Source organism: Lachnospiraceae bacterium oral taxon 096 (assembly GCA_018141845.1).
Classification (GTDB): domain Bacteria; phylum Bacillota; class Clostridia; order Lachnospirales; family Lachnospiraceae; genus F0428.
This window is the reverse complement of sequence record CP073340.1, coordinates 1,750,307-1,762,972: the sequence shown is the minus strand read 5'-3', so window position 1 is coordinate 1,762,972 and position 12,666 is coordinate 1,750,307. Positions and strand designations below refer to the sequence as shown.

The window sequence follows — 12,666 nt, the reverse complement described above, 5'->3', positions numbered from 1 at the left end:
ATTTTATCTCTATCCTTTCGATAAGGATTTTTCAAAGACACTAATAAAGAAACCATCACATGGATGAATTCCTGGCAAAAGTTGCAGATAGCCTTTTTGTTGCGTATCAATTTTTACTGGGGCATTTGATAAATCCACAGGTGAAAATTCTTTGTGCTTTTCTAAAAACCAAGCAACATTGTCTTCATTTTCATAGACATCAATGGTGCAAGTAGAAAATACCAATCGCCCGCCTGGTTTTACATATTGGCAGACATTATCTAAGATTTTCTTTTGTATCTGAGCAAGGTTTTTACAACTTTCTAGGGAGGTATTCATCTTAATATCGGCCTTTTTTCCAATAATTCCCAGTCCTGAGCAAGGTAAATCGGCAAGAACAACATCGGCCTTTTCTTTCCATGGGGCATAAAACTCTAGGGCATCCTTTTGCACGACCTGAATATTTTGAAAACCACTGCGAGCAACATTATCCGACAATATATTCACCTTTTTTTCTGAAAGATCGCAGGCAATCACCTCTCCCAAGCCATGTAATTGATCAGCCGCATGGATCGTTTTTCCACCAGGGGCCGCACAGACATCGATGACTATATCATTTTCTTTGATTCCAGAAAGAGAAACAACCAGTGAAGAACTTGCATCTTGCACACTGCACTCTCCATGAGCAATACATTCGATTTCAGAAAGTCGATCAAATCCACTAATTTCAAGCACTGTTTGGTTGAGTGGAGAGATCCTTACCTTAATATTTTCTTTTTGAAGTTTTTTTATCACTTCTTCTACACTGATGTTTGATGTATTGACACGAATGCTGACTTCTCTGGGCACAAGATAACTTTGTAACATGGTTTCTATGGTATCAGCGTCATATTGGCTCTTCCAAAGTTCAATAATCCAGTCTGGCATTGAATATTTCGTTGATAAATCAGGAAATACAATGGTTTCCTTTTCTCGAATAATATTTCGCAATATTCCATTGACAAAACCTTTTAATCCTCTAAGTCCTCGTTTCATGGTCAACTTTACGGCCTCATCACAGGCTGCTCGGTCAGGAATGCGATCCATATAAAAAATTTGATAAATGGCCATGCGCAAAATATTTAAAATGACAGGTTTCATTTTATTTTTTTGCACACTGCTGTAGTGTGTAATAATATAATCAAGTTGAATTTGATAGTCCAAAGTTCCATGGACAAGCCTTGATAAAAATGCTCGATCGACTTTCGATAGATAGGCATACTTTGTCAGAGCTTGATCTAAAACCTGATGGGAATGTTCTCCCCGATCAATGGACAATAAAATCTCTAGTGCAATGGCACGAATATTTTCACTTTGCATAAATTTTTTCTCATTTCTTGTGTGTTAAAAATGGAGGTGTGAAATCACACCCCCAATCAATTGTTTCTTCTTCGCTGCGACAAAAGGATAATGCGCAAAAAATTGAGTGCCGCTGCTGCCGCACTAGCGACATAGGTAAGAGCAGCCGCAAATAATACGCTTTTTGCTCCATGAATTTCATCCTCACTTAACATTTGCAACTGTTTTAATTGTTGTAATGCTCTAGACGAGGCATTCAATTCAACCGGCAGGGTGACAAATTGAAATAACAGTGCAGCCAAATAGAAAATAATTGCCAAGGAAATCAACAATTGCCCAATTTTTCCAAAAGTAGACATTGGATTGATGAAAAATCCAATGACAAACATCGGCCAAGCAATATTTGCTCCAATATTTGCCACAGGTACGAGAGAGGAACGCACATTTAAGGGCACATAGCCAAGATTATCTTGAATGGCATGGCCACACTCATGAGCAGCTACAGCAATGGCCGCAATTGATCTTTGGTGAAATACAGTTTCACTTAGGTTTACCGTTCGATTTTTTGGATCATAGTGGTCGGTCAATTGCCCGGCCACACCGACAACCAAAACATCATAAATTCCATTGGCTGCAAGAATTCTTTTGGCCACTTCCTCTCCTGTTAGCTCAGTACTACTAGCAATTCTTGCATATTTTCGATAAGTTGAATTGAGATATTGTGATGCTCCCATTGCAAGGAGCATTCCTATAATAATCAAAATATAGGTTGGATCCCAAAATAAATTGAACATCGTCAACATTTCTCACTCCTTAGATAGCCTTCATTGAAAGTAACTCCTCTTAAAAAGGCTGCTGTATCCATTCTCTTTTTTCCTTCCAACTGAAGTTCCAAAATTTCTAAAAGTCCACCGCCACAAATGACAAACATTTGCTGGTTTCTAAGTAATATCTTTCCAAAATCGGAAGGGGTGTACGAAATATCTTCTGTGCTGTAAGGCTTAGCTTTCCAAATTTTTAATGTCTTATTTCCAAGATAAGAATACGCACTTGGCCAAGGATTTAGCCCACGAACAAGATATTCGATCTCTTGTGGTGATTTTGTAAAATCAATATTTCCCATTGTTTTGTTGAGCATAACCGCATAACCTGTAGGACTTTTTTCCTGTTTTTTAGGATGAAGAAGTCCTCTTTCTAAGTCATTGAGGGTATCAATAATTGCTTCTTTTCCAAGAACAGCCAATTTTTCAAAGAGACTGCCCCCTGTTTCATCTAAAGCAATAGGAATTTCATATTGCTTTAAAATATCTCCAGTATCCAATCCCTCATCCATTTGCATGGTGGTAATTCCAGTTGTCTTACAACCATCAAGGATGGCCCATTGAATCGGGGCTGCTCCTCGATATGCTGGCAATAAACTTGCGTGAATATTTATACATCCATACTTTGGAATTTCAAGAACTTCCTTTGGTAAAATCTTTCCGTAAGCAACAACAACAAAGACATCGGCTTGATATTCTTTTAATTGTTCAATCACTGCCCGATCTTTCATTGACTTTGGTGTGATGACACAAAGCCCATGCTCAAGGGCCTTTGCCTTGACATCTGATGGTTGCATCTGATGTCCCCTTCCTCTTGGCTTGTCCTCTCTTGTCACGACACAGACCACATCATCCCCTCGTTCAATTAACCCTTCTAATGGTTTTACTGAAAAATCAGGGGTTCCCATAAAAACAACGCGCATACTACATTTCCTCTTCTTCTAGCTTTTGCAATTCTTCATTGTCAAAGAGCTCTCCTTCGGCCACTAATTCCACATAAAGTTCACCGTCTAAATGGGCACATTCATGGCAAATGGCTCTGGCAAGAAGGTCCGTTCCTTCCAGTTCAAACTCCTGCATATTTTCATCCATCGCTTTTACCTTTACATGTTCTGGTCTTGCCACAATTCCTGTCTTGCCCGGCACACTCAAACAACCCTCATATCCGATTTGTTCTCCATCTTGTTCGACAATCACAGGATTGATCAAGACAATCGGTGAATTTTCTTCTATTTCAATGACAACCACTCGCTTTAAAATGCCAACTTGTGGTGCAGCAAGACCAACGCCCTGCTCCTGTCGCATAGTGTCAATCATATCGACAATGAGTTCTTTTATCTTTGGTGTTACTTCTTTGACCTCCTTTGCTTTTTTATTTAAAATTGGATCTCCAATAACTCTAATCTGTCTTAACGCCATTTCTTCTCCTCTATTCTAAAGAATATAAAATTATGTAAAGTCATACATCAAACTAATGCCCAAAAAAGAAGGATGATTCGCAATTTGCTGTTCAATCTTTTCTTTCATTCCTAGTAGTATACCATATTCTATATGTTTAATGTATGCCATTTTTCTGTAGAAATCTTGAATTTTATAAATGGCTGCATTGACTGGACCAATGATTCGACACTGTTTATCTGCCATTTGTTCTGCGATCTCCATATAAATTTGTGCAGCAGCAGTCAGCTTTTCCTCTGACCTAGAGGAAATTTGCACAGTCAAAATATGAAATATGGGTGGATACTGTGCTACTTTTCGAAAAATCAATTCTTTTTGATAAAATTGAACATAATTTTGCTCTGCTGCTGCTACAATGGCATAGTGTTCTGGATTATAACTTTGAATGACAACCTCCCCTTCCTTCTGTCCTCGTCCAGCTCGACCTGCTGCCTGCGTCAACAATTGAAAGGTCTTTTCCGTTGCCGTATAATCGCTGACATACAAAGAGGTGTCCGCAGCGATAATGCCCACTAAGGTGACATCAAAAAAATCATGCCCTTTGACAATCATCTGTGTGCCAATTAAAATATCAGCCTGATGATGGGCAAATTGCTGAAGAATTTCTCGCCCTGCATTTTTATTGGCCGAAGTATCCAAGTCCATGCGAAGAACTCTTGCTTGGGGAAACATTTGCTTTGTGATACTTTCTATTCTCTGTGTTCCCACGCCAAAACCTGCGATATAAGGCGATGAACAATGCGGGCACTGCTTTGGCTTTGTTATGGTATAACCACAATAGTGGCAACGCAATTTTTCATCTCGATGAAGAGTCAATGAAACATCACAATGCGGGCATTTCATCACTTCCCCGCAAGTTCTGCAGGAAACAAAATTAGAAAACCCTCTTCGGTTCATAAAGAGCATAATTTGCTCATGTTTTTTTAGTCGGTCTTCTATGAGTTCTTGCAGTTTTTTGCTAAATATACTGCGATTGCCCATCTTTAATTCCTCCCTCAAATCCACAATGTGAACTTTAGGAATTTTGGCATCTTTGACAGCTCTCTTTGTCAAAGTAAGCAATGTATATTCCCCACGAAGTGCACGAGTGTAACTAATCATTGATGGGGTTGCACTGGATAAAACAACGGAAGCTCCACAGATTCTTGCCCTCTCTCTGACGACATCGACACTGTGATAGCGAGGAATGGTATCATTTTTGTATGCCCCATCATGTTCCTCATCAATAATAAAAAGACCAATGCGATCAAAGGGTGTAAAGATGGCTGATCTTGGTCCAATCATAATATCGGCATCATGGGCAATCGCTCGATCAAATTGGTCATATCGCTCTCCAGCAGAGAGTTTTGAATGAATGACGGCTACTCGCTCCCCAAATACAGTCATCAATCTCTTGACTGTTTGATAGGTAAGAGAAATTTCAGGAATGAGGACGATAACTTGTCTTTTCGCCCTCAATACCTCTTTGATCATTTCAATATAGACTTCTGTCTTTCCACTTCCTGTAATTCCATATAAAAGATAATCCTTTTGGATGTCCTTTTGAAAATGATTTGAAAAAGTTTCTACAGCATGAACTTGCTCTGGATTTAGAATTTTCGTTGTCTGGTGTAAACTGGGCTTCTCAAATTGATTGCGATAAATGCGTTTTTCATGAATGGAAATGACCCCTTCTTTTTCCATTTTATCAAGTACCGCCTTAGTAACCCCCAGTTTCGTTATCGCCTCTTTATAATCGAGCAGATCGGTACTTGCAAAGGCGGCCAACACACGAAGCCATGCATGTCTTTTCTTTCTTTCACATTCTTTAATGCAGTCAAGGAGTGCTTGATTTGTTATCTTTAATGTAATCTGTCGCTCTACTTTATGTTGAACACGGCTTTTTACGGGCATCACAACTGAAAGTGCACGATTTAATGTACAGCCATAATATTCGTGCATCCAGATAGCAAGGGAAAGAAGCTCTGCTTCAATATTCATTGCTCCTGTGACAACTTGAGAAATCTCTTTAATTTTTTCCTCTTCTAATGTGGTCTTTTCCTTTAGTGCAATGACATATCCTTTCCGAATAGTCCTTCCAAAAGGAACTTTGACCATTTGCCCAGGGCACACAGATAAAGTGTCTGGCACCCGATAGGTAAATGGTCGGTCTAGGCTCTCATTGGTAATATCAATGATCACATCTGCATATAAGTTCATTTTGTAATAATTCCTCTATACTCTTTGATAAATGCATACTATTTGAACCCTTAAATAGCAAGACATCCTTTGAACGAATAAAGTTTCGTAGAAATTGATCCATTTTTTCTCGATCAAGAAAGCCGTAAACCTCGCCCTTTGGCTGGATGTGTAAAAATCCTCTTTCAATTTCTTTCGATAGCTCTCCTAGATGAACAAGAATATGAATATTCTTTTTTCCAAGATACTCACCACATTCGTAGTGCATCTTTTCGGCGTCTTCTCCAAGTTCTTTCATATCAGCAAGCACAGCAATCTTTCTTCCCCCTACGGCTGGCACGATGTCTTCCAAAATGTCAACCGCACCATTCATGGAGACCGGACTTGCATTGTAGGTATCATCAATAATGGTCAATGCATCCTTGCGAAAAATTTGTTGTCTATGGGAAAATCCATGAAATTCCTTTAATTTCTCGGCTGCTGCAACAAGGTCAACACCATAGCAATTGGCTACCGAAAGAGCGGCGAGAGCATTTCCAATTTGATGTTTTCCATATACTGATAGTTCTACATTGACTTCCTTTTGATCAATCTTTGCAACAAATTTGGCCAGACCATTTTCCATAGAAATATTGCTCACCTGATTTTTTCCAAAGTAGACGATCTTTCTTTCCGATTTGATTTTACTGAGCATATCGTCATCTGCATTTAAAAACAATGTTCCCTCTGCGTTCATATAGTCACAGATATGATATTTTTCTGCACAAATATTTCCTCTTGAACCTAGTTGCTCAATATGAGCTACACCAATATTTGTCATCACGGCACTATCTGGAGCAACAAGTCGAGAAATCTTTGTCATTTCCCCAGGTTCACTAATTCCCATCTCAATAACGCCAATTTGTGCATCCTCTGGAATGGCAAAGAGGGTGAGGGGAACTCCGATTTGTGAGTTAAAATTGGCAGGAGTTTTAAAAACTCGGTAGCCACCACTAAGTGCAGCAGCTACCATTTCTCTTGTTGTTGTCTTTCCTACACTACCTGTGATACCAATGAGAGGGATATGAATATATTCCCTTCGATAGGCATAGGCAATATCTTGGAGAGCCTTAAGTGTATCCTCGACAAGAATATAGGTCATCCCTTCACTGATGGAAACTTCTTTCTTACTCACTAAACTGACCTTACAACCTGCCTCTGCAACAGAAGGTAAAAATTGATGGGCATCATTTTTTTCTCCAATAATGGGAACAAACAGTGCTCCTGGATGTGCTTTTCTTGAGTCAATGACCACATCCTTTACTAAGGCGTTCTCATCCCCACAAAGCAACTTTCCTTTTGTTGCCTCTATGATTTGTCTTACACTATATTCTCTCATTTTCTTACCACCTATAATAATTCTTTTACTGCTTCATCTACTACTTCGCGGTCTCTAAAGTGTGTGCGCACACCATTGATCTCTTGGTAATCTTCGTGACCTTTTCCGATCACAGCAATCATATCTCCATCCTGTGCATTTTTCACTGCATAGAAAATAGCCTCTCTTCGGTCTGGGATGGTCAAGTACTTACCACCCGTTGGCTTTAATGTCTCAACAATATCCGCAATAATATCTTCTGTCTTTTCATATCGAGAATTGTCGGCCGTTACGATGGATAAATCTGCCTTTCTTCCAGCAATTTCTCCCATCGCATACCTTCTTTCCTTTGCTCGATTTCCACCACAGCCAAACACAACAACCAAACGTTTTGGGTGATAGTTTCTCAATGTATCCAGTAAACTTTCCATACTAATAGCATTGTGGGCATAGTCGACGATAACACTGCAATGATCAGATTTATAGGCAATCTCCATTCGCCCATCGACATGAATATGCTCAAGCCCTCTCGTCAAAATCTCTTTATTTAAACCAAGCAATGCACAGACACTAACTGCAGAAAGTGCATTGTAGGCATTAAATCGACCTGGAATAGCAGCATGGACATCAAAGTTTTCAAAACTTTCTTTTCCGCACACACCAAATGTAATACCTACAAAATCTTTATTGGCCACATATTGAATGTTCGAAAAATGAAAATCTGACTTTTCATCACTTCCAAATGTATAGAGTCGATGGCAATGTGCATGCTCAATGATATAAGGAGCATGTTCATCATCTAGGTTGATGAGTGCGGTTTTACATTGTGAAAAGAGCAAGCTCTTACACATTAAATATTCCTGAAAATCTGCATGCTCATTTGGACCAATATGATCTGGAGAAATATTCGTAAATACAGCATAATCAAATTCAATCCCTGCGGTTCGATGCATCTTTAATCCCTGACTGGATACCTCCATAATCATGTATTGGCACCCTGCATCGACCATCTTTTGAAAATCTTGGTGAAGTTCATAGGACTCTGGTGTGGTATTCACCGTTGGAATTTTTTCTGAACCTATAAAACAACCATTGGTTCCAATCATCCCTACCTTTTTACCACTTTGTTCTAGTAAAGTCTTCATCATATGGGTGGTTGTTGTTTTTCCCTTTGTTCCTGTCACACCAATGGTGACCATTTTCCTCGCTGGATAAGAAAAACGTGCCGCAGAAAGCAGTGCCAGCGCTTTCCTTGTATCTTTTACACGGATTACAGTGACATCCTCTGGATAAGAGCAATCTTCCTGAATGACAATGGCCTTTGCTCCCTTTTTTACTACTTCGTTGATAATGGTATGAGAGTCAAATCTTGCTCCCTTTAAGCAGACAAAAATACTATCTTCTACCACATTCTTTGAATTGTAACAGACCTCTACAACATCAATCTCTACACTGCCCTGCAATAATTCAAACTCTAGTCCCTGTGTCTCTTGAATGATTTTCATGATTTCTCCCACTAGAACAATCCTGTAATTGCTCCACTTTCATCTACATTAATATTATAGGCTGCTGGTGTCTTTGGAAGACCTGGCATTGTCATAATTGCCCCTGTAATCACAACAACAAATCCGGCCCCCGCATTGACATAGACATCTCGCACATTAATTTTAAATCCTGACGGGCGACCAAGTTTCGTTTGATCGTCAGAAAGAGAATATTGTGTCTTTGCCATACAAACAGGAAAATGTCCAAATCCCATCTTTTCAATTTTATCAATTGCCCTTGTTGCTGCTGGCGTATAATTTACACCATCTGATCCATATAATCTTGTCGCAATTTCAAAAATCTTGTCCTTAATCGAAAGCTCATCGGAATAGAGCGGTTGAAAATTCTTTGGCTCATCGAGGGCTTCGATGACTTTATCAGCAAGGTCAATTCCTCCCTCGCCTCCTTTTTCCCAGACATTAGCCAGAGCAAAGCGGCAACCCAATTTTTGGCAAAATTCCTTCACAAACTCTAATTCTTTCTCTGTATCTGTGACAAAAGCATTGAGTGTGACCACAACAGGAACACCAAATAATTTTAAATTCTCAATGTGTTTTTCGAGATTGACAATTCCCTTCTTCAGTGCATCCATATTTTCTGATGACAGCTCATCTTTCTTTACTCCACCATTGTACTTTAAGGCCCGAATCGTGGCAACCAAAACGATGCAATCTGGCTCAAGCCCTGATAATCTGCACTTAATATCCATAAATTTTTCTGCACCTAAATCTGCACCAAATCCTGCCTCTGTGACACAGATATCCCCAAGTTTTAATGCCGCCTTGGTTGCTCGAACACTATTACATCCATGAGCAATATTTGCAAATGGTCCGCCATGAACAATGGCTGGTGTGTGCTCAAGAGTTTGAATGACATTTGGCTTGATGGCATCCTTTAACAACGCCGCCATACTTCCCACAGCCTTTAAATCTCCAGCGGTTACAGGATCCCCATTGTAGTTATAGGCAACAATAATCTTTGATAATCTTTCCTTCAAATCATTTAAGTCTGTGGCAAGACAAAGCACAGCCATAACTTCCGATGCAACAGAAATCACAAAATGATCCTCACGGACAACACCATCGGCCTTTGCCCCAAGTCCAACAACAATATTTCTCAATACACGGTCATTCATATCGATGCATCTTTTCCATAAAATTTGTCGGGTATCAATCTGCAATTCATTTCCCTGTTGAATATGATTGTCAAGCAATGCAGCCAACAAGTTATTTGCTGATGTGATGGCGTGAAAATCTCCTGTAAAGTGTAAATTGAGATCTTCCATTGGAACAACTTGGGCATAGCCTCCACCTGCTGCCCCGCCCTTAATTCCAAAACAAGGTCCCAAAGAAGGCTCTCTCAAGGCAATAATGGTCTTTTTTCCCGCCTTATTCAGTGCCTGCCCAAGTCCGACACTAATGGTTGTTTTTCCCTCACCTGCTGGCGTTGGATTGATTGCTGTCACCAAAACCAACTTTCCATTTGGCTTTGACTCAAGTTTTTGTAAAAATTCCTCTGTAAATTTTGCCTTATATTTTCCATACATCTCAATGTCATCTTCAGAGACACCTATCTTTTCTACAACCTCTCGAATTGGTAACATTTTTGCTTGCTGAGCAATTTGAATATCTGTCATAACGATTTTTTTCCTTCCTCTTTTACTATTTCTTCAAATTCCTGTGCACTGAGTAGAATCTCTCTTGGCTTTGTCCCTCTATCTTCGCCTACAACACCAGCCTCATGGAGCTGGTCAATAATTCTTGCTGCACGATTGAATCCGATTTTAAATCTTCTCTGCAAAAATCCTTTAGATGCCTTATTTTCTTGGATAATCAATCTTCCCGCCTCTGTAAAGAATTCATCCCTTTCTTCTTTAACTTTCGGTGTAGCATCTAACCCTGCTTGCTCAATTTTTTCCATTGTCTCTTTGCTGTAATCGGGCACTCCATTTTTCTGAACAATGGAATTTACAACTTTTTGTACTTCGTCATCTGAAATAAATGCTCCCTGAATTCGAACAGGCTTTGAACTGTCCTGTGCCGAATAGAGCATATCTCCTTTTCCGAGCAACTTTTCTGCACCAACACTGTCTAAGATAGTTCTTGAATCAACTCCTGACGACACAGCAAAGGCAATTCGTGTTGGGATGTTGGCCTTAATTAGACCTGTGATCACATTGACACTTGGTCTTTGCGTTGCAATAACCAAATGAATACCACAAGCTCTGGCCAGCTGAGCCAAGCGACAAATACTATCTTCTACTTCATTTTGTGCGACCATCATCAAGTCCGCCAATTCGTCAATGATAATCACAATTTGTGGCAGTTTTTCTTCATCCGCATCCATTTTTTTATTGTAGCCCTGCAAATCTCGAACTCCTGCCTTAGCAAATTTCTTATATCGATCATTCATCTCGGCCACAGCCCAATTCAATGCCCCTGCTGCCCTCTTTGCCTCAGTAACCACAGGAATCATCAAATAAGGAATTCCATTATAAATGGATAATTCCACAACTTTTGGATCAATCATAATTAATTTGACTTCATCCGGCGTATACTTATACAGAATACTCATAATCAATGTATTGATACATACAGATTTTCCCGATCCTGTTGCTCCAGCAATCAATAGATGGGGCATTTTGGCAAGATCGACAATGACAGGCTGACCAGAGATATCCTTTCCAAGGGCAAAGGCTAAGCGATAGCGATGGCTCTGAAAATTATTTGTCTCAATTAACTCTCGAAAGTGGACGACATTGCTCTCTCGATTGGGAACTTCGATACCAACAGCAGCCTTTCCGGGGATAGGAGCTTCAATTCGGATATCCTTTGCAGCAAGAGCCAATTTAATATCATCTGTAAGGGCAACAATTTTACTCACCTTGACCCCCTGCTCTGGTCGAAGCTCATAGCGAGTCACTACAGGTCCCACACTATAATCTGTTACACTAACTTCAACACCGAAATTATGCAAGGTTTTTTCTAATCTCAAAGCGGTTTTTTGAAACTCATCCTTAGAAATTCGTCCACTCCTTTTGTTCCCCTTATCAAGTAAAGTCACCGAAGGAAGGTGATATCCATCTCTTTCTCGTTTTGCTTGGTGTTCTTCTTGAAACAATGTCGTAGGCAAATCTGATTTTTCTTCAGATAAATCAATGGCAAATTCCTCTTTTTTAAAATCCATTTCAGAATCCTGCCTATAGTTTTCTGCATCCATGGCTAGATTGATAATATTTTCCTTGTCGACAACAGGAATATTTTGAATCTCTAAGTCTGATTCATCTTCCTCAAATGGAATCTTTCCTTCTTCCGCTCTAAACTCTGCTCTCAGTTCTTCTTTTCTCTTTAAAATGTCCCTCACATTCTCTAAAGTCTCACGATCAATCGTATTCTTCTTTTTTCGATATGGAAAAAAATCCTCTCTTTTTCGAACAGTTTTCTCCTTTTTTCTTCTGCTCTGTGCTCTGTGTAAAAAATCTTCTGTCGTACTAAAATCGTCACCTTTTCTGGAATTCGTTCCAATTTTTGAATCAATAATTCCTGCATTTTCTGCCTGTTGATTTCCTGACTTTAGCACCATTTGGTCAGATTCTCGTTGTTCTTCTCCTTTCGTGGGCTCAGAGACCTCGGTTTTTCTTGTTCCTTGTCTAGGTGAAACTTTAACTGGAGGTATGCTATCCGTATTTCCAATATTTCTGTGCTTTGCTTCATTGTAAGAAACTCTTTTTTGCGTATACACCTGTGTATCTTCATGTTCTTGATCATCTTCTTGATCCTGATCATATCTTTTTTGTCGGTAACTTTCCTTTGCATAAGAATACACCTGTTTGCCCTTTTTTCTTACTTCTTTGACAAATGAGCGTTCTGTTAGATACACACAACATACAATCATTATACCCAAAAACACAATGATGGCTCCAAAGGATCCAAGTATGGCACGCACAACGGAGGCGAGTACACCTCCAATAAATCCGCCACCTGTCTGGCT

At 39.6% G+C, this 12,666-nt stretch carries 9 protein-coding genes; all 9 read right to left on the bottom strand.

Going from position 1 to position 12,666, the window contains the following annotated elements; translation table 11 throughout:
- Positions 1–9 precede the first annotated feature (9 nt).
- Genes rsmB through J5A74_08505 form a run of 9 tightly spaced genes read right to left on the bottom strand, consistent with a single transcriptional unit; the run spans position 10 to position 12,570 of the window.
- The gene (gene rsmB, locus J5A74_08545) at positions 10–1,338 is read right to left on the bottom strand and encodes a 16S rRNA (cytosine(967)-C(5))-methyltransferase RsmB (protein ID QUI95420.1); all 1,329 of its coding nucleotides are present in this window, start codon (positions 1,336–1,338) and stop codon (positions 10–12) included.
- Between the two features lie 56 nt (positions 1,339–1,394).
- Positions 1,395–2,111, bottom strand: a complete 717-nt coding sequence (locus J5A74_08540; GenBank protein ID QUI96871.1) for a zinc metallopeptidase — start codon at positions 2,109–2,111, stop codon at positions 1,395–1,397.
- A gap of 2 nt (positions 2,112–2,113) precedes the next feature.
- Positions 2,114–3,061 carry a methionyl-tRNA formyltransferase gene (gene fmt, locus J5A74_08535; GenBank protein ID QUI95419.1) on the bottom strand — a complete coding sequence of 316 codons (948 nt, stop codon included), beginning with the start codon at positions 3,059–3,061 and terminating at the stop codon, positions 2,114–2,116.
- Between the two features lies 1 nt (position 3,062).
- Positions 3,063–3,557 (bottom strand): peptide deformylase, encoded by a 495-nt coding sequence (def, locus tag J5A74_08530; protein QUI95418.1) that lies wholly within the window; start codon positions 3,555–3,557, stop codon positions 3,063–3,065.
- A 30-nt stretch (positions 3,558–3,587) separates the two neighbouring features.
- The gene (priA, locus tag J5A74_08525) at positions 3,588–5,795 is read right to left on the bottom strand and encodes a primosomal protein N' (GenBank protein ID QUI95417.1); all 2,208 of its coding nucleotides are present in this window, start codon (positions 5,793–5,795) and stop codon (positions 3,588–3,590) included.
- Complete coding sequence (locus tag J5A74_08520; GenBank protein QUI95416.1) at positions 5,767–7,152, bottom strand: UDP-N-acetylmuramoyl-tripeptide--D-alanyl-D-alanine ligase; 1,386 nt, start codon at positions 7,150–7,152, stop codon at positions 5,767–5,769. Before J5A74_08520 ends, priA begins: the two co-directional genes overlap by 29 nt.
- 11 nt (positions 7,153–7,163) lie before the next feature.
- The gene (locus J5A74_08515) at positions 7,164–8,636 is read right to left on the bottom strand and encodes a UDP-N-acetylmuramoyl-L-alanyl-D-glutamate--2,6-diaminopimelate ligase (protein QUI95415.1); all 1,473 of its coding nucleotides are present in this window, start codon (positions 8,634–8,636) and stop codon (positions 7,164–7,166) included.
- Positions 8,637–8,647: 11 nt separating this feature from the next.
- Positions 8,648–10,312, bottom strand: coding sequence for a formate--tetrahydrofolate ligase (locus J5A74_08510; protein QUI95414.1), 1,665 nt, complete (start codon positions 10,310–10,312; stop codon positions 8,648–8,650).
- Positions 10,309–12,570, bottom strand: a complete 2,262-nt coding sequence (locus tag J5A74_08505) for a DUF87 domain-containing protein (protein ID QUI96870.1) — start codon at positions 12,568–12,570, stop codon at positions 10,309–10,311. The genes J5A74_08510 and J5A74_08505 overlap by 4 nt, the downstream gene beginning before the upstream one ends.
- Positions 12,571–12,666: the final 96 nt, after the last annotated feature.

Coding starts and splice junctions, on each gene's coding strand:
- rsmB (QUI95420.1), bottom strand. CDS start 1,338: ATGCAAAGTGAAAATATTCGTGCCATTGCACTAGAGATTTTATTGTCC.
- J5A74_08540 (QUI96871.1), bottom strand. CDS start 2,111: ATGTTCAATTTATTTTGGGATCCAACCTATATTTTGATTATTATAGGA.
- fmt (QUI95419.1), bottom strand. CDS start 3,061: ATGCGCGTTGTTTTTATGGGAACCCCTGATTTTTCAGTAAAACCATTA.
- def (QUI95418.1), bottom strand. CDS start 3,557: ATGGCGTTAAGACAGATTAGAGTTATTGGAGATCCAATTTTAAATAAA.
- priA (QUI95417.1), bottom strand. CDS start 5,795: ATGAACTTATATGCAGATGTGATCATTGATATTACCAATGAGAGCCTA.
- J5A74_08520 (QUI95416.1), bottom strand. CDS start 7,152: ATGAGAGAATATAGTGTAAGACAAATCATAGAGGCAACAAAAGGAAAG.
- J5A74_08515 (QUI95415.1), bottom strand. CDS start 8,636: ATGAAAATCATTCAAGAGACACAGGGACTAGAGTTTGAATTATTGCAG.
- J5A74_08510 (QUI95414.1), bottom strand. CDS start 10,312: ATGACAGATATTCAAATTGCTCAGCAAGCAAAAATGTTACCAATTCGA.
- J5A74_08505 (QUI96870.1), bottom strand. CDS start 12,570: ATGATTGTATGTTGTGTGTATCTAACAGAACGCTCATTTGTCAAAGAA.